At 73.4% G+C, this 20,926-nt stretch carries 23 protein-coding genes; 18 read left to right on the top strand and 5 right to left on the bottom strand.

The window, feature by feature from the left end:
* Positions 1-242 precede the first annotated feature (242 nt).
* The 15 genes from IEZ12_RS11065 (at position 243) to IEZ12_RS10995 (ending at position 12,378) form a co-directional block, all read left to right on the top strand.
* Positions 243-2,594: an FtsK/SpoIIIE domain-containing protein gene (locus IEZ12_RS11065; RefSeq protein WP_189271850.1), complete on the top strand. Its 2,352-nt coding sequence runs from the start codon at positions 243-245 to the stop codon at positions 2,592-2,594.
* A 256-nt stretch (positions 2,595-2,850) separates the two neighbouring features.
* Positions 2,851-3,042, top strand: coding sequence for a hypothetical protein (locus IEZ12_RS11060; RefSeq protein WP_189271849.1), 192 nt, complete (start codon positions 2,851-2,853; stop codon positions 3,040-3,042).
* Between the two features lie 17 nt (positions 3,043-3,059).
* Complete coding sequence (locus IEZ12_RS11055; protein ID WP_189271848.1) at positions 3,060-3,266, top strand: hypothetical protein; 207 nt, start codon at positions 3,060-3,062, stop codon at positions 3,264-3,266.
* Positions 3,267-3,308: 42 nt separating this feature from the next.
* The gene (locus tag IEZ12_RS11050) at positions 3,309-3,848 is read left to right on the top strand and encodes a DUF6197 family protein (protein ID WP_189271847.1); all 540 of its coding nucleotides are present in this window, start codon (positions 3,309-3,311) and stop codon (positions 3,846-3,848) included.
* A 28-nt stretch (positions 3,849-3,876) separates the two neighbouring features.
* Positions 3,877-4,068, top strand: coding sequence for a hypothetical protein (locus IEZ12_RS11045; RefSeq protein ID WP_189271846.1), 192 nt, complete (start codon positions 3,877-3,879; stop codon positions 4,066-4,068).
* A gap of 47 nt (positions 4,069-4,115) precedes the next feature.
* A complete protein-coding gene (locus tag IEZ12_RS11040) occupies positions 4,116-4,640 on the top strand; it encodes a hypothetical protein (protein WP_189271845.1) in 525 nt (174 codons plus the stop codon).
* Between the two features lie 113 nt (positions 4,641-4,753).
* Positions 4,754-5,221, top strand: a complete 468-nt coding sequence (locus tag IEZ12_RS11035; RefSeq protein WP_189271844.1) for a single-stranded DNA-binding protein — start codon at positions 4,754-4,756, stop codon at positions 5,219-5,221.
* A 108-nt stretch (positions 5,222-5,329) separates the two neighbouring features.
* A complete protein-coding gene (locus tag IEZ12_RS11030; RefSeq protein WP_189271843.1) occupies positions 5,330-5,920 on the top strand; it encodes a hypothetical protein in 591 nt (196 codons plus the stop codon).
* A complete protein-coding gene (locus tag IEZ12_RS11025; RefSeq protein ID WP_189271842.1) occupies positions 5,917-7,479 on the top strand; it encodes a DNA cytosine methyltransferase in 1,563 nt (520 codons plus the stop codon). The genes IEZ12_RS11030 and IEZ12_RS11025 overlap by 4 nt, the downstream gene beginning before the upstream one ends.
* Complete coding sequence (locus IEZ12_RS11020; RefSeq protein ID WP_189271841.1) at positions 7,467-7,832, top strand: hypothetical protein; 366 nt, start codon at positions 7,467-7,469, stop codon at positions 7,830-7,832. The genes IEZ12_RS11025 and IEZ12_RS11020 overlap by 13 nt, the downstream gene beginning before the upstream one ends.
* A 15-nt stretch (positions 7,833-7,847) precedes the next feature.
* A complete protein-coding gene (locus IEZ12_RS11015) occupies positions 7,848-8,552 on the top strand; it encodes a hypothetical protein (protein WP_189271840.1) in 705 nt (234 codons plus the stop codon).
* Between the two features lie 80 nt (positions 8,553-8,632).
* The gene (locus IEZ12_RS11010; RefSeq protein ID WP_189271839.1) at positions 8,633-9,556 is read left to right on the top strand and encodes a bifunctional DNA primase/polymerase; all 924 of its coding nucleotides are present in this window, start codon (positions 8,633-8,635) and stop codon (positions 9,554-9,556) included.
* A 241-nt stretch (positions 9,557-9,797) separates the two neighbouring features.
* Entirely contained in the window at positions 9,798-10,715 is a 918-nt protein-coding gene (locus IEZ12_RS11005; RefSeq protein WP_229847421.1) for an AAA family ATPase, read from the top strand.
* A 197-nt stretch (positions 10,716-10,912) separates the two neighbouring features.
* Positions 10,913-11,128 (top strand): helix-turn-helix domain-containing protein, encoded by a 216-nt coding sequence (locus IEZ12_RS11000; RefSeq protein WP_189271879.1) that lies wholly within the window; start codon positions 10,913-10,915, stop codon positions 11,126-11,128.
* Positions 11,129-11,130: 2 nt separating this feature from the next.
* On the top strand, positions 11,131-12,378 hold the full coding sequence (locus tag IEZ12_RS10995) for a tyrosine-type recombinase/integrase (protein ID WP_189271838.1): 1,248 nt from the start codon (positions 11,131-11,133) through the stop codon (positions 12,376-12,378).
* A 71-nt stretch (positions 12,379-12,449) separates the two neighbouring features.
* On the opposite strand, the gene IEZ12_RS10990 is transcribed toward IEZ12_RS10995, so the two are convergent.
* The 4 genes from IEZ12_RS10990 to thrS all read right to left on the bottom strand — a co-directional run bounded on the left by IEZ12_RS10990 (position 12,450) and on the right by thrS (position 16,100).
* Positions 12,450-13,055 carry a vitamin K epoxide reductase family protein gene (locus IEZ12_RS10990; protein WP_189271837.1) on the bottom strand — a complete coding sequence of 202 codons (606 nt, stop codon included), beginning with the start codon at positions 13,053-13,055 and terminating at the stop codon, positions 12,450-12,452.
* Between the two features lie 4 nt (positions 13,056-13,059).
* On the bottom strand, positions 13,060-13,854 hold the full coding sequence (locus IEZ12_RS10985) for a DsbA family protein (RefSeq protein WP_189271836.1): 795 nt from the start codon (positions 13,852-13,854) through the stop codon (positions 13,060-13,062).
* 195 nt (positions 13,855-14,049) lie between these two features.
* Entirely contained in the window at positions 14,050-14,688 is a 639-nt protein-coding gene (locus tag IEZ12_RS10980; RefSeq protein WP_189271835.1) for a hypothetical protein, read from the bottom strand.
* 197 nt (positions 14,689-14,885) lie between these two features.
* The gene (gene thrS, locus IEZ12_RS10975) at positions 14,886-16,100 is read right to left on the bottom strand and encodes a threonine--tRNA ligase (protein WP_189271834.1); all 1,215 of its coding nucleotides are present in this window, start codon (positions 16,098-16,100) and stop codon (positions 14,886-14,888) included.
* A gap of 348 nt (positions 16,101-16,448) precedes the next feature.
* On the opposite strand from thrS, the gene IEZ12_RS10970 reads away from it, so the two are divergent.
* From IEZ12_RS10970 to IEZ12_RS10960, 3 genes are all read left to right on the top strand, one after another.
* Complete coding sequence (locus tag IEZ12_RS10970) at positions 16,449-17,435, top strand: NAD-dependent epimerase/dehydratase family protein (protein ID WP_189271833.1); 987 nt, start codon at positions 16,449-16,451, stop codon at positions 17,433-17,435.
* Positions 17,436-17,510: 75 nt separating this feature from the next.
* Positions 17,511-18,797, top strand: coding sequence for a cytochrome P450 (locus IEZ12_RS10965; RefSeq protein WP_189271832.1), 1,287 nt, complete (start codon positions 17,511-17,513; stop codon positions 18,795-18,797).
* A 31-nt stretch (positions 18,798-18,828) separates the two neighbouring features.
* Positions 18,829-19,605 carry an SDR family oxidoreductase gene (locus tag IEZ12_RS10960; protein WP_189271831.1) on the top strand — a complete coding sequence of 259 codons (777 nt, stop codon included), beginning with the start codon at positions 18,829-18,831 and terminating at the stop codon, positions 19,603-19,605.
* 42 nt (positions 19,606-19,647) lie between these two features.
* Here IEZ12_RS10960 and IEZ12_RS10955 read toward each other — a convergent pair whose 3' ends face one another.
* Positions 19,648-20,802 (bottom strand): Cmx/CmrA family chloramphenicol efflux MFS transporter, encoded by a 1,155-nt coding sequence (locus IEZ12_RS10955; protein WP_189271830.1) that lies wholly within the window; start codon positions 20,800-20,802, stop codon positions 19,648-19,650.
* Between the last annotated feature and the right edge of the window lie 124 nt (positions 20,803-20,926).

The raw sequence follows: 20,926 nt of genomic DNA, 5'->3' as shown, positions 1-20,926 counted from the left end.
TGTCGCGGCCGGCACCCAGGTCCGCGCCGGTGACGACGCCGCCCGCGCCCGCTGGGTCCCGATCGTCGACCTCCTGCACGACTCGGAGGGCCTGGCGTTCGACCACGCGCAGATCCTCATGGACGCGCTCCGCCTGACCGGCGACCGCCGGGCCTGACTTCTCCCCGGGGCGGCCGTCTCCGCCGGCAAGCTGACCGGCCGCCCCGGGCCCAACCCACCCGAACAGTGAGGAAGGAACATCAGTGAACCACGACGAACACACCTCGGGCGGGGACGACGACGCCCAGCCCGACGGCCCGGAGAGCACCAGCGAGGCCGAGGTGCTGCCCTTCCCTGACCGGTTCGCCAAGCCCGCTCCCGAGCCCGAGCCTGAGGGCGACCCGGGCCCCACCATCGCCGCCGACTCCGTCTACCTCGCCGACTCCGTGTCCGGCCCGGAGTCGGTGGCTGAGGTGCCGCAGGTTGTGGCCGCGAGTCGGCGCGAAGATCTGGCCGGGGACCGGCCTTTGCTGCCGCAGTGGATCCGGACGAAGGACGGGCGGCGGACGATGGCCCGGGCCCGCTCGACCCAGGCCCGTCGGGCCGCGCGGCGATGGCTTGCGCGGCAGCGCACCCACCGCGGCCACGCCGCCCAGTCCTGGCGCGGGATCCGGCGCTCCGCGCAGTGGACGGCCGGGTTCGAGGGCGCGCATGTGCAGGCCGCCGGCCACCAGGCGCACATCGCCACCCGCGAGGCCCGCGACCTGGCCCGGCGGGCCCGGTTCACGCTGATGCCCGGTGACCGGGCGCTGGCGCAGAAGCAGTCCGAGGCCGCGCTGGCGGTCGCGATGGCGGCGGTGGCCGCGCACAAGAAGGCCAAGTCGAACCGGCGCCGGGTGCGGTTCGTGCGGGCGCTGGTCGCGTTCGGCCTGCCGCTCGCCGCGGTGCTGGCCGCCTACGTCGCCCTCGGGGCGGCCGGCCTGCTGCTGGGCCTCGGTGTGACGCTGGCGGTGGAGGCGTTCCTGGGACGGCAGCCGGACCGGGAGACGGTGTGGGACGCCGACACCCGCGCACTGTCGGACGGCGATCCGCTGACGGAGTCGATGCTGGACCGGGCGTTCAAGGCCGCGAAGGTCATCGGCGAGAACCAGCGCCTGACGATGGTCACCCCGTGCGCGATCGACCCGGCGGTGCCGAACGCCTGGCACGCGGTCATCGACCTGCCGGACGTCACGGTGAAGAAGGCGCGCGACCGGGCGGACGAGATCGCCGCGGCGATGGGCATCGACCGCACCAACCTGGACATCCGCCAGGTCGGCTCCAACGGGCGGCGGATGGCGATCTGGGCGTGCGGCCAGGACCCGTTCCTCGCCACCCGCCGCAACCCGCTGGTCGCCTCGAACGCCAAGTCCGTGAACACCTGGCGCGACGGCTTCCCGCTCGCGTTCGACAAGCGCGGCAACGTGCTGCGGCCGACCCTGTCGGACTACTCGTTCCTGTTCGCCGGGGCGACCCGCTCCGGGAAGGGCATGGGACTGGCGAACCTGCTGGCCGCCGCGATGCTCGACCCCCGGGTGCGGATCCGGCTGTTCGACGGCAAGGGTGCCGGCGAGTACGTGCCCCACGCCGCGGCGCTGGCGACGTTCGTGCGCCGCAACCCGAAGCGCTTGGTGCAGTTCCTGCGGCTGATGGTCGACGAGATGAACCGCCGCACCGAGATCCTGGTCGAGGCGGGGCTGTCGAAGGCGAACGAGAAACTGATCGACAAGCTCGGCGGCATCGAGCTGGTCATCGTCGACGAACTCGCCACCTACACCGCTTCCAAGGGCCCCTCGGGCAAGTACGCGGAGGAGATCACCGAACTCCTCGCCCAGATCGCCGCCGTCGGAGCCGCAGTCGGCATCGTCCTGGCGCTGGCCACGCAGTACCCCGAGGCGGAGATCGTCACCCCGCGCCTGCGCGGCAACCTTGCCGCCCGCATGGCCATGCGCGTCGAATCCCCGGGCGCCTCCAACGTCGTCCTCGGCGACGGCATGGTCGGCCAGGGCTACGACGCCTCGAAGATCCCGATCGAGAAGACCAGCCGCGGCCGCGCGTGGCTGACCACCCCCGACACCGGGGTCATCGAGGTCCGCTCGCTGTTCATCGACGAGTCCGCCGGGGAGATCCTGCCGCTGATCGAGCGCGGCATCGCCCTGCGCACCGAGGCCGGGTGCCTGCCCGGCCACTACGACGACCCCGTCGAGGTGGCCATGGCCCGCGACACCGGCGTCTCGGCGGCCGCCGGCGGACCAGACGGCCTCGGCTCCGTCATCCGCCGCACCGTCCTCGACCACCTGCTCGCCGCCGCCGAGCAGACCGGACGGGGCCAACTCACCAACGCCGAAGCCCTCACCCACCTCGCCCGCATCGACCCCGCCCGCTACGCCCGCCAGGACGGCGAGACCGAACCCGTGTGGATGTCCCGGGCGGGCAAGGCCCTGCGCGCCGACCTCGCCGACCTCGGCGCCGACGTGCCCCAGGTCCGCCTCACCGTCGCCGACGGAACCCGCCCCAACGGCTACACCCTCCAGGCCCTCAAGGGCGCAAACACCGCACTCGACAACGCCGCCTGACACCCCTTTTGCCCCGATTCACAGCCGTGACCGGCCCCTGACGCCCGCACGAACCCGCAGGTCACAGCCCTGCGGCCTGTGTCGCCCGCCCTGACGGGCCCCGCCGGCGGAGTCGATTCCCGGTAGGGCCGGTCAGGGGCCCGGCGCGATTCGTCACCCCTGTGACCTGCGGCTTTCCACGCCCGGTAGGGGCCCGTCAGGCCGCCGGAAACAGACAATCCACGCCAAAGTCACCCCTTGGGAGGGGAGTTCGCCCGTGGTGTTCACGATCTCCGCCGCCGCGCTGTTCGGCATCGTCCTGGCGCTGATGCTCCGCTTCCGCGCCGTCACCTTCTCCGTCGCCGCCGTCGCCGCGCTGTTCGGCTTCTACCTCGCCTCCACCGGCATCGCCCCCGCCGTCAACGACGCCGTCGTCAGTCTCTTCCGCACCCTCACCGCCCTGCACTGACCGAGAAGGAGCCCGCCATGCCCGCCGCGGCCCGCACCGCCGAACCCGACCCCGCACAGGATCTCGTCCTCGACGTGTTCACCCTCTCCGGCCTCACTGTCGCCCACACCGCCAGCACCGCCCACCCCGGCCAGTGGTGGCACCTGTGGACCGCCGCCGGCCACTACCTCGGCTCCGCCAACCGCCCCGAACTCCTCGGCACGCTCGCCCGCCACACCCGCTGACCCGGCCACCCCGCCAGCCCGCCGCGAACGGAGGAACCACCCATGCCCGCAACCCGCACCGCCGCCCTGCTCGGCCTGCCCGACCTCGCGTTCGTGGCCGACGGCGCCGAACTCGTCCGCGAGATCGAGCGCTACCTCGCCACCCAGCCCCGAGCCCGCCTGATCCCCGCCCCCGCCATCAGCACCCTCGGCCAGGCCCCGATCACCTGGGACCTCGGCATGACCCGCCCCCAGCCCACCCTCACCGACCGACTGCTGCGCCGCCCGGCCGCCCCCGTCCCGATCGACACCGCCACCCACCTGCGCCTGCTCTCCCGCTACCTGACCGTCCACGGCTGGTGCCAGGGCGCACTGTGGGACGCGGCCGGCCGCCGCTGCATCCTCGGCGCCCAACTCGCCGTCCTGGAAGCCGGATACGGCACCCCCGACACCGTGATGCGCGCCCGCCGCCAGCTCATGGAGCACTTCGTCGCCCAGGATCCCGCCATCCGCTCCGTCGACCAGTGGAACGACCAGCCCGGCCGCACCGCGACCCAGGTCCACCGCGCCCTCGACATCGCCGCCGCCCGCGCCCACGCCTGAAATCCCGCAATCCACAAAGGAGTTGGAAATGCCCCTGTTCAAGAAGGGCGACACCGTCCGCATCGCCCGCGATGAGTACGCCGAGAACGGCTCCCGCGACTTCACCGGCCAGGTCGGCCAGGTCCGCACTCCCGGCCCCGACGGCGTCACCGTCGCCGGCCTCGACTCCGGCAACGACCAGTCCTACTGGTTCTTCAACTCCGAGATCGAACGCGCCTGAACCCGCCCCGAACCGCGCCCGACACCGACAGGAAAGGACCAACTCCCTTGTCCGAGAAAGTTTTTCTGTCCCCCGAGGGGCCGTACTTCCTGCGCCGCAAGGTCGCCCGCCTGCTGCCCGACGCCGCCCGCACCGTGCAGCGCCACATGGGCGAGGCGATGCCGCCCACCACGGTTCGCCTCGCCCACCCCTCCGAGTTCGGCCCCGCCGTCCTCGCCGCCGCCGACGCCAGCGCCGGCCTGTGGCGCACCACCCTGGTCAACACCCTGCACCGCCGCGCCGCCCGCGAAGCCCAGGGCATGACCGTCCCCACCCACGACGGCGGCGCCCTGGTCCTGCTGCACATCGCCGCCGTCCGCGACCCGGATCAGCTCCACACCGTCCTGGTCCACGAACTGGTCCACGCCGTCCAGATGGGCCGCCCGAGCATCGCCGCGAACGCCCTGGCCCGCACCCGCCACGCCCTGGGCATCGAGCACCGCGACCGCCGCTGGCTCGCCGACCACGACGCCTCCGTGGACCGCGACGAGGACGAGGCCTACCGCATCGAGCGCCTGCTCAGTTGCGGCTGAACCCGGTCTGTGTCGACCGCCGTTCCGCCCAACCCCCGTCTCTGTGACGGGCGTTGGGCGGTGCGGGGGACGGACAGCCCGCTCCCGACACCCTGAGCGCCCTGGAGGCCACTGTGTCCGTGGGAGAGACCCCGATCACCGTCGTCGGCAACCTGACCGACGACCCCGAACTGCGCTTCACCCCCGCCGGCGTCGCCCTCGCGAAGTTCACCATCGCCTCGACCCCGCGCACCTACGACAAGACCACCGGGCAGTGGCGCGACGGCACTGCACTGTTCCTCCGCGCCACCGCTTGGCGCGAGATCGCCGAGCACGCCGCCGAGTCCCTCACCAAGGGCATGCGTGTGGTCGCCACCGGCCGCCTTGTCCAGCACAACTGGCAGACCGACCAGGGCGAGAACCGCTCCATGCTCGGCCTCGACCTCGACGACATCGGCCCCTCGCTGCGCTTCGCCACCGCCAAGGTCACCCGCGCCCAGCGCGCCAACACCCCCGCCCTGGCCGCCGACCCGTGGTCCACCGCCGCACCCGCCCCGGCGGGCAGCGCCCCCGCCGGCTTTGGCGGAGAACCGCCCTTCTAACAGCCCGTTCGGCATCACAAAGCCCCGCAGCAGCCTCCGGATCCTGGCAGAGAGGCGGCCGCTGCGGGGCCCATCCCAGCCCGCACGAGACGAACCAGGAAGACCAGCATGCCCGAGTTCACCACCCGCACGCTCGCCCTCATCGACGACAAGGAGCGCGCCAGCGACGGCCGCTCCCGATACGGCTCCTACCTCGCCCTCAATGCCCGCCACCTGCACGACGACGGCCAGCCCCTGAGCCCGGCCGCCTTCGCGGCCGCCGCGTGGCGTATCGCCACCAGCCCCGTCATGGCCCCCGGCTACGTCCGCATTCGCCCCGACCTCGCCAGCCTCACAGTCGTCTCCGCCGAGGACGACGGCAGCAGCCTGCTGCTGCGCCTCGCCGTCCCGGTTCGCCACCAGGCGCTCGCCCACCGACCCGCCGGGCGGCCCGCCGACTGGGCCGCGTATCGCTCGCCGTGGACCGAGGACCGGTTCGCCCGGCTGATCGAGCCGGAGCAGCTCGATCGGACCGCGCTGCTGGTCACCGCGGAGCTGGTCCGGCCCGTCTCCGGCAGGCTGCTCGTAGACCCGAGCACCGCTCGGCCCGGGCCTCGGATGACCCACGAGGCCAAGCAGGTCGTCAACTCCCTCGTCGAGTACGCCAACGACAGCCTCGGTGGCGCGGTGGCGAACCTCCTGGCGGGGGGCGCGCGGTGACGCTGACCTACATCGACTTCTTCTGCGGCGCAGGCGGCTCCAGCGCGGGCGCGAAGCGGGTTCCGGATGTGCGGCCGGTGCTGGCCGCCAACCATTGGGACAAGGCCATCGCCTCGCACTCGGCGAACTTCCCGGACGCGGACCACTTCCTCGGCGACCTGCACGACGCCGACGTCGCCCGCTTCCCGGCCGCCGACCTGTTCTGGGCCTCCCCGGAGTGCCCGAAGTGGTCCAACGCCCGAGGCGTGAAGCGGGACTTCGACCGGCAGCCCGACCTGTTCGGCGAGACCCTGCCCGACGCCGCCACCGATCGCTCCCGCGCCTTGATGTGGGACGTGCCCCGCTACCTGGAGGCCATGGCCGCCCGCGGCAAGCCGGTCCTCGCCGGCGTTGTGGAGAACGTCATCGACGTCCGCGCATGGGACCTGTGGACCCGATGGGTGCAGGACATCCGCGACCTCGGCTACGCCACCCGCCTGATCGCGCTGAACTCCATGCACGCCCGCCCCGCCACCACCCCGGTCGCCCCGCAGTCCCGCGACCGCCTCTACCTCGCCTACTGGCGCAAGGACTTGGGCCGCACCCCGGACTGGGACAAGTGGCTGCGCCCCCGGGCCTGGTGCGACGGGTGCGGGCAGTGGGTGCGGGCCGTGCAGGTCTTCAAGAAGCCCGGCGCCGACATGGGCCGCTACCGGCAGCAGTACGTCTACCGCTGCCCCCACGTGGCCTGCCGCAACCAGGTCGTGGAGCCCCCGGTCGTCCCGGCCGCGAGCATCATCGACTGGTCGCTGCCCGGCCGCCGGATCGGCGACGGCAAACCCACCCGCACCTTCACCCCCTACGCGGCGGCCACCGTCGAGCGCATCCGCGCCGGGATCCGCAAGTACGGCACACCACTGCTCACCCCGGCCGGCGGCACCTGGCGCACCGAAGCCACCCCGCTCACCGACCCCGCGCCCACCCGCACCACCCGCGAGAACGACGGGGTGGCGGTACCGCCGCTGCTGGTCCCGACCGAGGGACGCGACGGCAAGGCCGCCGGACACGCGGGCGAGCCGATGCGCACCCAGACCGCCCGCAACGAAACGGGCCTGGCATGGCTGCCGTTCATCGCCGAACTGCGCGGCGGTTCCTCCGACGCCCGCCCCGTCCTGGACGCGCTCGCGACCGTGACGGCCTCCGGCAACCACCACGGCCTGACCCTGCCCCCGGCCGCCGGGCCGGTGGACTGGTCGGCGCTGCTGACGCCGTACTACCGCAACGGCACCGCGCGCTCGGTCGGCGAACCGGTGGGCACCCTGACCACCCGCGACCGCTACGGACTCGCTGCCGGCGGCCACAGCGCGGCGGACGTCGACGACGTGCTGTTCCGGATGCTGGAGCCGCACGAGATCGGCGCGGCGATGACCTTCCGGCCCGACTACGTGGTCGTCGGCAACAAGCGCGAGAAGGTCCGCCAGTTCGGCAACGCCGTCACCAGCAACGTCGCCGAACTCCTCGTCTCCGCCCTGACCGAGGCCATCACCGGCCAGGAACTCACCACCGGATGGACCCCGTGAGCGCCCCGGCCCGGCTCGCCCCGCTCGGCGACACCGGACTGTGGCAGGCCGTCATGGCCGCCGCCTCCGGCCGCTGCCAGTGCCGCGGCGCGTGCGGCAAATCCCACGCCAAGCACGAAGGCCGCTGCGAGCGCGAGCACGGCACCCACCGCACCCACGCCGGCGGACAGGTCCGGCTCATCGCCGCGCCCGCCGACCCGGCCGACCTGCTCCTGCCCGACCACCAGGTCGCCGCCCTGCCCAAGAACCGCCTCGCGGCATGGTGCCCGGCCTGCCACCACGCCGCGCACACCACCGCCCGCAAGGCCGCCACGGCCGCACAGCCGCCCGCCGAACCCGACGCCCTGTTCTGACCCGGAGGAGACACCGTGTCCGTCACCCTGACCGACCTGCCCGGCATCATCCGCCGCCTCGCCCCGCACATCAGCACCGACGCCACCCTGCCGACCCTCCACGGGATCTGTCTGGAGGCCACCGGCACCCACCTGCTCGCCTGCGCCACCGACCGCTACACCTTCGCCCTCACCTGCCACGAAGCCCCCGAGACCAGCGTCCACGCCCCGTGGCGCGCGTTCATCGCCAAGTCCGACCTCACCGCCCTCAAGGCCCTGTTCACCGGCCGTCGCGGCCGCATCGAACACACCCTCAGCTACGAGCCCGCCAAATTCACCGACCTGTCGGCCGGATGGCTGACCGTCAGTGACGGCGACCGCTCCCTGCGCCTCTCCGCCAACGCTCCGCGGGCCGACCGGTTCCCCAAGTGGCGGCCCCTGTTCGCCAACGCGCTCGCCGCCGAACCCCGGCTCACCGAGGAAGCGCACTTCAACGCCGACTTCCTCGCCCGCTGGCAGCACGCCCCCGCCGACCGGCACGAGCCGCTCACCCTCTGGTCCGCAGGGGCTGACAAGCCCCTGCTCGTCGCCGCCGGACACGACTTCCTCGGCCTCCACATGCCCGTGCGCCGCGACTCCTCCGCCGTCGACCACCGCGACCGCGCCGCCCTGCGCACCACCTGGGCCGACGCCCTCACCGTCACCCCGAGCAGCAACGGCCGGGTACTGAAGGCCGCCTGACCCCGCCCCGGGCGGGCCCGTGACCCGCCCACGGGCCCGCCCGGCCGACCCCCGCCCGCACCGACAGGAAGAGCCCACACATGCCCGCAAACTCGCTGCTGAACGCCGTCCTCGACGCCGCCGCGCACGGCTGGTACGCCTTCCCTCTCACCCCAGGCACCAAGCGCCCCGCCCTTCACAGCGAGAGCGCCTGCCCCCGAACCGGACCCTGCGCGGCAGGCCACCGAGGATGGGAACAACGCGCCACCACTCAGACCGAGTTGCTGCTCTCCGCCTGGCACCACGCGCCCTACAACATCGGCATCGCTACCGGTCCGTCCCGCCTGGTCGTCCTCGACTTGGACGTACCCAAGCCCGGCGAGAGCGCCTCGCCCAAGACTGCCCCCCGGGGCGTCACCGACGGCCGCGACGCCCTCGCCGCTCTCTGCGAGGACCACCAACAGCCCTATCCCACCAACACGTTCACCGTCTCCACGACCAGCGGCGGGCACCACCTCTACTTCGCCGCGCCCACCGAAGTCGGGCTGCGCAACTCGGTTGGGCGGCTGGGCTGGAAGATCGACACCCGGGCGGGTGGCGGCTATGTCGTCGCCCCCGGCAGCATCGTCAACGGGCGTCCCTACACGGTGGTGTGCGACGCCGATCCGGCACCGCTTCCGGCTTGGTTGCTGGTGCTGCTCGAACCGCCCACCCGGCCCCGTCCCTACACCCCCGCGGTCCGGCCGGCCGGACCCGGCCGAGTCACCGCCTACGTGGACGCCGCCCTGCGCAACGAGACCAGGGCCGTTGCCAACGCCCCCGAGGGCACCCGAAACCAAACTCTCCTGAGGGCCGCTCGCGCCCTCGGGCGGTTCGTCGCCGACGGCCGCCTCAGCCGTATCGGAGTCGAGGACGCTCTTAGGGAGGCGGGGGAAGTGGCCGGACTCCAGGCCCGGTACGTGGACGGTGTCGTCACCAGCGCCCTGAACTGGTCTATCCGCAACAACCCCGGGGCCTGCGCGTGATCCCCCCGAACCTGCCCCCCTCCACCCCTAAGAGCATCCCGGAACACGCCACGACCAGGGTGGGCGGCAGCACCGGGTGGGTGGTGGCGACATGATGCGTCCCACAGAGCCCCAGGAGAGCGTCCACATGCCCCGCCTGCGGGTCGTTGGCGACGACGAACCGCCCTGGCCCATCGAACCCACTCCCGAGCCGGACGAGCCGCCTCAGACGCCTGTGGCAGCCGTTCCCAGGCCCCGAACGGTGTGGAACGCGGCCGACCTGATGGCCGCCGACTTCCCCGAACCCCGCTGGGCCGTCCCCGGGTTCTTCGCTGAGGGCGTCAGCCTCCTCGCCGGACCGCCCAAGGTCGGCAAGTCCTGGCTCTCCCTCGGCCTCGGCCTCGACGTCGCCGCCGGCCGACCCGCCTTCGGCTCCGTCCCCGTCGAAGCCGGGCCCGTGCTCTACCTCGCCCTGGAAGACACCCCGCGCCGCCTGAAGACCCGCATGGGCAAACTCCTCGCCGGACGCCCCGCACCCCGGGACCTCACCATCGCCACCGAGTTCCCCGCGCTGCCCCAGGGCGGCGCCGACGCCCTCGACAACTGGCTCACCCGCAACCCTGACGCCCGCCTGGTCGTCATCGACGTCTTTGCCAAGGTCCGCGGCACCTCCCCGCCCGGCGTTGCCGCCTACGACGCCGACTACGCCGCGATCGGGTACGCCAAGCAGGTCGCCGACCGGCACTCGGTGGCCACGATCCTCGTCCACCACGTCCGCAAGATGGGCTCGGACGACTTCCTCGCCGAGGTCTCCGGCACCAACGGTCTCGCCGGCGCCGCCGACGCCACGCTCGTCCTCAAACGCTCCCGCGGCAAGGCCGACGGCGTCCTGCACATCACCGGACGCGATGTCGACGAAGCCGAACACGCCCTCAGCTTCCAACCCGAGAGCGGTAGTTGGCTCCTACTCGACGGACCCGCCGGCGACCACACCATCGGCGACACCCGCTCCACGATCCTCCAGCACGTCCGCCAGCACCCCGGCGCCCGCCCCAAGGACATCGCCACCGCCACCGGCCTCGACTACGCCAACACCCGGCAGACGTGCGCCCGGATGGCCAAGGACGGCCAGCTCAGCACCGACAGCACGGGCGCGTACCTCGTTCCCGAGTCGGTGTGACAGCTCCGCCGCACCTGTATCTGTCACAGCTGTCACCGCTGTCACCGCAAAGCCCTGACCTGGAAGAACAGCAGTGACAGCCCGCAGTGACACCCCTGTGCCTGTCACATCACCCCCCGTCCGGGTCGGGTCCTCCCCGCTCACCCACAGAAGGAACGCACATGCCCAAGCCCCAACGTCCGGGCTCCGTCCGCCGGATGCAGAGCGTCGAGGAGAGCACGACGCCGCTCCCCGCCCGGTACCTCAAGCCGGAGGACCTGGTGGAACTGTTCGACCTCCCGTCCGTGGAGACCGTCTACCAGTGGCGGCGCAAGCGCACCGGCCCGCCCGGGTTCCGCGTCGGCCGGCACCTGCGCTACGACCCCGCTGAAGTCGCGCGGTGGGTGGCCGCCCAGGGACGGCAGGTGGCCTGACCTTGTCCGGACACATCCAGGACCGCTGGTTCAAGACCGAGCCCGGCCCCGACGGCAAGCCGCGGCGGGTCAAGTCCGACCGCTACGGCACGGGCAACCGCTACCGAGCCCGCTACACCGCGCCGGACGGGAAGGAGAAGTCGAAGAGCTTTCCCGACCGCCAGAAGCGGCGCGCCGAGGAGTGGCTGACGCACATCGCGGCCGACATGTCGCGCGGCCAGTACATCGACCCGAAGGCCGCCCGCACCACGTTCCAGGAGTACGCCACCCAGTGGATGGCCTCCCAGACGACGGACGCCGTCACCCAGGAGGGCACTGAGAGGCGACTCCGTCTGCACGTCCTCCCGCACCTCGGCCCACGCCCGCTGGGGGCATTCCAGCCCGCCCACATTCGGGAGTGGCTCAAGCGGCTGGAGGAGTCCGGCCTCGCGGCGTCGTACATCGGGATCATCTACACCGACGCCCGGGCGATTCTCTCCGCAGCGGTGGACGACAGCCTGCTCGCACGGAACCCCTGTGCCTCCCGTTCGGTGCGGCAGCCGTCGGTCCGCAGGGACCGTGTCGTCCCGTGGACGGCGGATCGCGTCTTCGCGGTGCGGGCCGGGCTGCCGCCGGGGTTCCGGCCGATGGTGGACCTCGGGGGAGGGTGCGGGCTGCGGCAGGGGGAGATCCTGGGCCTGGCCGTCGACGCGATCGACTTCCGGGCGCAGACCCTGCATGTCGTCTCGCAGGTCAAGGTGCTCCGGCAGGGGCTGGTCTTCGCGCCGCCGAAGGGGGACAAGGTCCGTGACGTACCCCTGCCGACGGCGGTCGCGGCCATTCTCCGGGACCACATCGAGGCGTTTCCTCCGGTTGCGGTGGCGCTTCCATGGCGAACCTGGGAGGGCCCCAAAGCCACGAAGCTTCTTCTCTTCACCGATGCTGCGGGAAGTGCCTTTCGGCGGTCGGCATTCAATGTGGGGTTGTGGAAACCCGCACTGGCGGCCGGCGGCGTGATTCCGATTCCGCTGCCGGGGCTGGGCTACGCCCGTGCTCCCCGCGACGGAATGCACGCGCTCAGGCACTTCTACGCCTCCGTGCTGCTCGACGCCGGCGAGAACATCAAGGCGCTGAGCGAGTACCTGGGGCACGCCGATGCGGCGATCACCCTCCGGACCTACACCCACCTCATGCCGAGCAGCCCGGACCGGACCCGCCGGGCCGTCGACGCCCTCTACAACGGCTCGGCTGACCGCCCGGACGGCCCGTAGACGGCCCAGAGAGCACACGCCAACGGCCCCCATCTGCGAAACCGCAGGTGGGGGCCGTTGTGCTTGCAGGCTCAGAGCAGGGTCGACCAGTAGTACCAGAAGCGGGTCAGGATCATCAGGGCGATCGCCAGGTAGACGGTGAGCGGGACGAGCCACTGGTGGCGGAGGGCGACCAGGCGGCGGAGGGCGGGCGGGGCGGGGAGGACGCCGGTGCGGATGTTGTGGACGGTGGTGGACCAGAAGAGGGTGATGACCACGGCCCAGACCACCATGCAGTACGGGCAGAGGGCGCCGATCTCGTAGAGGGCCTCGTGGATCAGCCAGGCGACGAAGCCGAGGCCGGCGAGGGCGCCGCCCTGGAGGGAGAGCCACAACCAGCGCCGGTAGGAGGCGCCTGCGAGGAGGCCCGCGCCGATGGCGGCGAGGGCTCCGAACGCGGCCAGGCCGATGACCGGGTTGGGGAACCCGAAGACCTCGGCCTGCTCGGTGCGCATGACCGATCCGCAGCTGATGATCGGGTTGATGTTGCAGTTCGGCTGGTAGGCCGGGTTCTCGATCAGCCGGATCTTGTCCAGGGTGAGCTGGGCGGACGCGGCCAGGCCGATCAGTCCGCTCAGCAGGATCAGCCACGAGAAGCGGCGACTCGCCCCCACCGGGGCACTCTGGGCCGTGGTCATCGGGTCACCCGCCGATGCTCTGCTTGACCAGCGCGCCGAACTGGTCGCCGGAGAGCGCCTTGCCGTCCTTGCCGATCACGTCCAGCGTCTTGCCGTCGAGCTTGACCGTCGGGGTGCCGGAGACGCCGCTCTTGTTGAAGGCGCTCGCGACCTTGGCGGCCCAGCCCTTGTAGGTGCCCTCGGTGACGGCCTTGGTGAACGCCTCGGTCTTCAGGCCGGGGACCTGGCCGGCGAGGTCCAGGATGTGGTTGACGTCGCCGAACGCGTCCTCGCGCTCGGACGGCTGGTTCGCGTACAGCACGTCGTGGAAAGCCTTGAACTTGTCGACGCCCTCGTTCAGCGCGGCGCCCGCCGCGGCCAGCGCGGTGCGCGAGCCCTTGCCGCCGAGGTTGTTGTCGAGGAACGCGGCCAGGTGGTACTCGATCTTGTACTGGCCCTGGTCGGCGAGTTCCTTCACGGTCGGGCCGGCCGAGGTCTCGAAGGACTCGCAGACCGGGCAGCGGAAGTCCTCGTAGACGGCCAGGGTGTGCGGGGCGTCGGCCTTGCCGTACACGACCACGGTGTTGTCGGGGCCGGAGGCGTTGGCCGGGACGGCGACCGCGCCGCTGCCGGAGTCGGAGTTCTTGGACGCGTTCACCGCGAGGGTGGTGCCGCCGGCGATCACAGCGACGGCCGCGACCACCGAGACGCCGATGGTGAGGGTGCGGCGACGCTTGGCGCGCAGCGCCTCCGCCTGCTGGGCCTGCTTCAGGCGCTCGCGGGCGGTGACGGTCTTGGCGGACTTGTGGGTGCTGGGCATGGTGATCCGTCTCCTCTGCGCCCCGGGGCGGCGCGACGCGGCCCGGCTCCGGCAGGTGGTCCCACCTGGTCAGGTGGTTCCATCCGGACGGGAGCAGGGGCGGGCGGCCCGGCGGGGTGCGGGGTCGAAAAGAAAGGGGGGCAGGGTGCGATGCCCGGAGACGGCCGTGTACGCGTCGTGCGAGGTGACGGACCGTCAGCAGGCGAAAGCCGGCTGCGGCGGTCCGCGACGCGGGGCGGGGGAGTGGACGGCGTCCTGCGGACGCCGCGGGGCGGGCTCGGCGCCGGCCCGGGGCAGCAGCGCCGCCGGGCAGGCCGGGCGGGCGGCCAGCAGCAGCGAGCGCCAGCGGCGCGGCAGCAGCCGGGCCATGGTGCGCAGCGCCTCGCCGACCCCGTCGAGGGCGGCGTCGGCGAGCCGGAGCCAGGCCGCGGCGGCCAGCGCGACCGCCAGGTGCACGCCCAGCACCAGCAGGCGCAGCGTGCCCGCCGAGTTGTGCGTCCACTGCGCGAAGAGTTCGGAGCCGCTGACTCGGTCGCCGCCGCAGACCAGCAGGTCCACGCCGTGGACGGGCCGGGAACAGGCGTCCTGGCCGAGGTTGAAGGCGGTGTTCAGCAGCAGTTCCACCGGCACCAGCACCGCGGACAGCAGCAGGAAGCGGCGGCGTGCGCCGTCCAGCAGGACCGCGAGCAGGAAGACCGCGACGCAGGCCACGGCGACCAGGGTGAGCGGCAGGGCACGGCCGGTGATCACCACCTGGCCGAACGCAGCCAGCGGCACGGCGAGCGCGGTGAACACCGCGCCCCGCAGGGCTCTGGTCGCGTGAATGCCGGTCATGGCTCCGGAGTATGCCACGCCGAAGGTCCCCCGCACGAGGGGCCGTTCGGCCCCTCACCTGCGGATAAGCCCTGGATAAAGGGGACTTCGGCGAGTGGTGGGCGGCGTCGGGGCGTCCGGCGCCCGCCCCGGGCCGGGGGTGCGGCGTGGGACTTGTCACGTTCCCGCGGTGGCCCGCGCCACACCCCCGGCGGGTCTCACCACAGGTCGACGGCGTGCGCCCGGACCTTCGCCGCGATCCGCTCCAGCACCTCCGCGGCGGGCAGCGGATCGAGCCGGCGGCCGCCCCGCAGCCGCACGGCGAGGGAGCCGTCGGCGGCCTCCCGCGGCCCGAGCGCGACCTGGTACGGGGCCAACCGGGCGTCCCGGACCCGCGCGCCCAGCGAGCCGCGGTCCGCCCCCAGCACCTCGGCCCGCAGATCGAGCTCCAGGCAGCGGGCGGCCAGCTCGCGCGCCGCGTCCTCCTGCTCCTCGCCCAGCGGCAGCACCGCCAGCTGCACCGGCGCCAGCCAGGCCGGGAACGCCCCGCCGTGCTGCTCGACCAGGTGCGCCACCGCCCGCTCCACGCTGCCGATGATCGCCCGGTGCACCATCACCGGCCGGTGCCGCGCTCCGTCCGGGCCGATGTAGTGCAGGTCGAACTGCTCGGGCTGGTGGAAGTCGACCTGCACGGTCGACAGGGTCGACTCGCGGCCCGCGGCGTCCACCACCTGCACGTCGATCTTCGGCCCGTAGAACGCCGCCTCGCCGACCCCCTCCTCGTACGGCACGCCCAGCTCGTCCAGCACCCGCACCAGCAGTGCGGTCGCCCGCTCCCACAGCTCCGGCCGGGCCACGTACTTGCCGCCGCCGCCCGGCAGTGACAGCCGGTAGCGGGACGGCACGATGCCCATCGCCCGGTACGCCACCGCGATCAGCTCCAGCGCGCCGCGCGCCTCCTCGGCGACCTGGTCCAGGGTGCAGAAGATGTGCCCGTCGTTCAGCTGGATCGCCCGCACCCTGGTCAGCCCGCCCAGCACCCCGGACCGCTCGGAGCGGTACATGCCACCCAACTCGGCCATCCGAAACGGCAGTTCGCGGTAGCTGCGGGAGCGGGAGCGGAACATCACGGCATGGTGCGGACAGAGGCTGGGACGGAGCACCAGCTGGTCGTCCTCGCCCATGGACAGCGGCGGGAACATGTCGTCCCGGTAGTGCGCCCAGTGGCCGGAGAGCTCGTACAGCTCGCGTTTGCCCAGCACCGGCGAGTACACGTGCCGGTAGCCCGCACGCCGCTCCAGGGTGCGGACGAAGTCCTCCAGGCCCTGCCGCACCACGGCGCCGTCCGGCAGCCAGAACGGCAGACCCGCGCCGATCAGCGGATCGGTGTCGAACAGGCCCAGCTCGCGGCCCAGCTTGCGATGGTCGAACACGGCGGTCTCCTCACCGGAAGGGGGACGAGCCGCCACGGCCGCACATGCGAAAGCCCCGGGCGCTCGGCCCCGGGGCTTGATCAGAACAGCAGTCAGCGCGCCGGGACACTCTCCGGCGTCGTCGTCGGCATCGCAGCGCGCTTCATGCCCTGGACGGTAGCAGCCGCACCCCCGCTCCGCACCCGAATTGACGTGCCGACCGGCGGGCCACGACGGGCCGGTGACCGAAGGGCGTCTCCATGGCCTGGCGACCGGTCAACTCGGCAATCTGTTGGACCTGGTGGGCGTTCCGCGCCGAGGATGGCCACCGATCGGCTCCGATGCCCCACCGAGAGGGAGTTGTCCACCATGCAGAGCACTTCCGCCGACCGCCCCAGCCTGCTCGTCCTGGGCGGCACCCGGTTCGTCGGCCGGGCCGTGGTCGAAGCCGCGCTGGCCGACGGCTACCGGGTCACGATGTTCAACCGCGGCCTGACCGACCCCGGGCTGTTCGCCGACGCCGGCGTCGAGACGCTGATCGGGGACCGCACCGAGGACCTGTCCGCGCTCGACGGACGCCGCTGGGACGCGGTGATCGACGTCGCGGGCTACCTGCCCGAGGTGGTGCGGCGCTCGGTGGACGCACTCGGCGACCGGGTCGGCCGGTACGTGTTCGTCTCCACGATCTCGGTGTTCGCCGACCTGTCCACCGTCCAGGACGAGGACGGCGCGGTGCTGGAGGTCGTCGACGGCCTGTCGCGGATCCGGCTGTACGGCGCCAACAAGGCCGCCTGCGAGCGGATCGTGCTGGACGCGTACGGCGAGCGCGCGAGCATCGTCCGCCCCGGGCTGATCGTCGGCCCGCACGACCCGACCGACCGGTTCGCCTACTGGCCGCGGCGCTTCCGGCGCGGCGGCCGGGTACTGCTGCCCGGCGACCCGGCCGCCCCCACCCAGTTCATCGACGTCCGCGACGTGGCGGCGTGGATCCTCGGCTGCGTCGCCGCCGAGCGCGCCGGCGTCCACATCGTCACCGGCCGCTCCATGCCGATCGGCGAGTTCTTCGCCGCCTGCCAGGCCGCCGTGGGCTCCGACGTCGAAGGGGTCTGGGTCGACACCGAGACGCTGCTGAAGGAGGGCGTCGAGCCGTTCATGGGCGTCCCGCTGTGGAACGGCGCCCCGGAGTTCGCGGCCGCCGAGCGGATCGACATCTCGCGCGCCCTGGCCGCCGGCCTGACGCTCCGTCCGCCGGCCGAGACCCTCGCCGACACCGCGGCCTGGGACGCCGCCCGCGGCGTGCCCGAGAAGGAGGGCCTCACCCCGGCGGAGGAGGCGCGGCTGCTGAACGCTCGCTGATCGCACACCGGCGCGAGGCGCCCACGCTCCGTTAAGGTGGGCACCGTCCGGACGGGTCGGCAGGGGAGAGACGTGATGGTGACGGCAGCGGACAGCACCCTTCCGGAACTCGACGCCGAGGAACTGGTCCGCTGGCGGGCCGACGGCGGGCGGCTGGTCGACCTGCTGACGGCCGCTCAGCGGCTCGGCCCGGTCGCCGGGTTCCGGATCGGGGACCGGCAGGTGGTGCTGGTCACCGGGGCCGAGGAGGTCCAGCACGTGCTGGCCCGCCACCCCGACACGTACGTCAAGCACGGCCACCGCGCGAAGGTGCTGCTCGGCGACGGCCTGCTGTGCGCCGCCGGCGAGCCCTGGCGGCGTCAACGCAAGCTGCTGCAACCGCAGTTCACCGTGCGCGGGATCCGTGCCTACGAGCCGCAGCTGCGCGCCGCCGTCGCGGCCGTCGCCGACCGCTGGCGGGCCGCCGCGGACACCGGCGAGGTGCGCGAACTCGACGCCGACCTGCGGTACTTCTCGCTCGACGTGATCTGGCGCTCGCTCACCGCCCGGCCGCTGGACGAGCCCACCTACCGGCAGCTGGTCGCCGCCGGGGACAGCCTCGCCGCCATCCCCGCGTTCGCGCCCGCCACCGGCGAGAGCGACGCCGACTTCAGCCGGGCCGTCGCCGACGCCGACCGCGCCGCCGAGCACGCCATCGCGCTCGCCCGGCAGGCCGACGAGCCCACCCTGATCGGGGTGCTGCTCCGCGCCGCCCGCGAACTGCCCGACTACGACGAGACGTTGGTCCGCGACGAACTGCTCACCCTGATGGTGGCCGGCTACGAGACCACCGCCACCACCCTCGGCTGGCTGTTCCTGCTGCTCGACGCCCACCCCGAGCAGCGCGACCTGGCGCTGTCGGCCGGCCCGGCGGGCTCCGCCGAGCGGGCGGCCGCGATCCGCGCGCTGATCGACGAGACGCTGCGGCTCTACCCCGTCGCCTGGCTGATGCCCCGGCACGCCGCCGAGACCGGCGCCGTCGGCGGGCACCTCGTTCCCGCCGGGGCGACGGTGCTGCTCTGCCCCTACCTGACCCACCGCGACCCGGAGGTCTGGCCCGACCCGGAGACGTTCCGTCCGCAGCGCTTCCTGGCCGCCGAACGCCGCCCCGCGCCCGGCAGCTACTTCCCGTTCGGCCTCGGCCCGCGCGCCTGCATCGGCGCCCAGTTCGCGGTCCGGGAGATGACGCTGCTGCTGGAGGAAGTGCTCCCCGCGTTCCGGCCGGAGATCCGGGAGCAGCCCACCGAGGCCGGCTACCGGCTGACCGTCCACCCCGACGGGCCGGTGCGGGCCGTGCTGCACCGGGCCGAAAACCGTTTGTGAGCACGCCCGACGCCCGACAGGATCGGCGGCGATGAAGACCGATCAGCAGCACACCGCCGCCCGTCCCGTCGCCCTGGTGACGGGAGTCGGCCGGACGGTCGGCATCGGCGCCGCGATCGCCGAGCAACTCGCCGCCTCCGGTTGGGACATCGCGCACACCCACTGGACGCCGTACGACACCCGGATGCCCTGGGGCGTCGAGCCGGACGCCGTCGAGACCGTCGGCGCGGCGCTCCGCGCGCACGGCGCCCGGCAGCTCGCGGTGCCCGCCGACCTCGCCGACCCCGGGACGCCCGCCCGGCTGTTCGACCGGGTGACGGCCGAACTCGGGCCCGTCACCGCGCTGGTGATGAGCCACGCCGAATCCGTCGACTCCGGGCTGCTCGACACCACCCTGGACAGCTTCGACCGGCACTTCGCCGTCAACGCCCGGGCCGGCTGGCTGCTGATCCGCGAGTTCGGGCTGCGCTTCGCCGGCCCGTTCGGCACCGGCCGGATCGTCGCCCTCACCAGTGGCCACACCGTCGGCAACCTGCCCTACGGCGCCAGCAAGGGCGCCCTCGACCGGATCACCCTCGCCGCCGCCCGCGAACTCGCCCACCTCGGCATCACCGCCAACGCGGTCGACCCCGGCCCCACCGACACCGGCTGGATGAACGACGCCGTCCGCGCCGACGTCCTCGCCCACACCCCCCTCGGCCGCCTCGGCACCCCGCAGGACGCGGCCCGCCTGATCGACTTCCTCTGCTCCTCGTCCGGCCAGTGGATCAACGGCCAACTCCTGCAGAGCAGCGGCGGCTTCCAGTAGTCCAGGGACGAGGGCGAGGAGGAGGGCGAGGGCGGCGGGCGGTCAGGCGGCGGTCCGGGCCGGAGGCCGTTCGCGGAGGGTCGGGCCGAGCAGGAGCGCGGCGGCGGTGAGGGCGGTGGCGGCGTACAGGGGGCCGGTGGGGGAGGGGAGGGTGGCGGCGGCGAGCAGGGGGCCGGCGGCGGCGCCGAGGTTGAGGGCGGCCGTCGCGTACGCCCCGGCCATGGTGGGCGCGTCGGTGGCGGCGGTGGCCAGGGCGCGGGTGATCAGCGTCCCGCCGACGGCGAAGGAGAGGGCGCCGAGCAGCGGCACCAGGGCCGGCAGTGCGGCCGGGCGGTCCGCCAGCGCGGCCAGTGCCGCCCAGCCGAGCGGCAGCAGCGGGCCCGCCACGGCGAGCAGCCGCAGCGGCTGGCGGTCGGCGAGCCGCCCGGCGACGTTGATGCCGAGCACCGTGCCGAGGCCGAACAGCACCAGCACCACCGGCACCCAGCCCCGGCCGAGCCCGGCCGGGCCGGTCACCACGGGGGCGAGGAAGGTGAACGCGGCGAACGTCCCGGCGTTCACCAGCGCGCCCAGCAGCAGTACGTGCAGCAGCCGGGGCCGGGCGAGCGCGGCCAGCTCCGCGCGCAGCGCCGGACGGCCGTCCGCCGACCCGCGCCCGGCGGGGACGCCCACCAGCACCCCGACGGCGGCCGGTGCGCAGAGCAGCGCCACCGCCCAGAACGAGGCCCGCCAGCCCAGCAGTTGACCGAGCAGCGCCCCCGCCGGGACGCCCACCACGGTGGCCGCCGTCGTCCCCGACAGCAGCACGCCCACGGCGCGCCCCCGCCGCTCGGGCCCGACCAGCGTGCCCGCCGCCGTCACCGCCAGCGCGAGGAACCCGGCGTTCGCGAACGCCGCTGCCACCCGGGCGGCGCACAGCACCGGGAACGACGTCGCGGTGGCGCCCACCACGTGGGCCGCCGCGAACAGCACCACGCCGCCGAACAGCCCGGAGCGGCGCGGCCAGCGACGCGTCAGGGCCGCCATCAGCGGGGCGCCCGCGACCATGCCGACCGCGAAGGCCGAGGTCAGCAGGCCGGCCGTGCCGACGGGGACGCCGAGCTCGGCGGCGAGATCCGGCAGCAGGCCGGACAGCATGAACTCCGAGGTGCCCATGGCGAACACCGCCAGGGCGAGCAGATACAGGGCAAGAGGCATCGCACGGTACTCCGAGGTGAGGAGAGGAAACGGACAGCCGTCTCGTCACCCGGAGCCCGGGGCACTCCTCCGCACCGCGCGGCCCTCGGGGCGGCGCGGGCAGAGGCAGGGCGGACTCAGGTGC

Origin of the sequence: Kitasatospora griseola, from assembly GCF_014648555.1 — a bacterium.
Classification (GTDB): Bacteria; Actinomycetota; Actinomycetes; order Streptomycetales; family Streptomycetaceae; genus Kitasatospora; species Kitasatospora griseola.
Note: the sequence above shows the minus strand (reverse complement) of the source record. Positions and strands in the feature narration are given on the sequence as shown.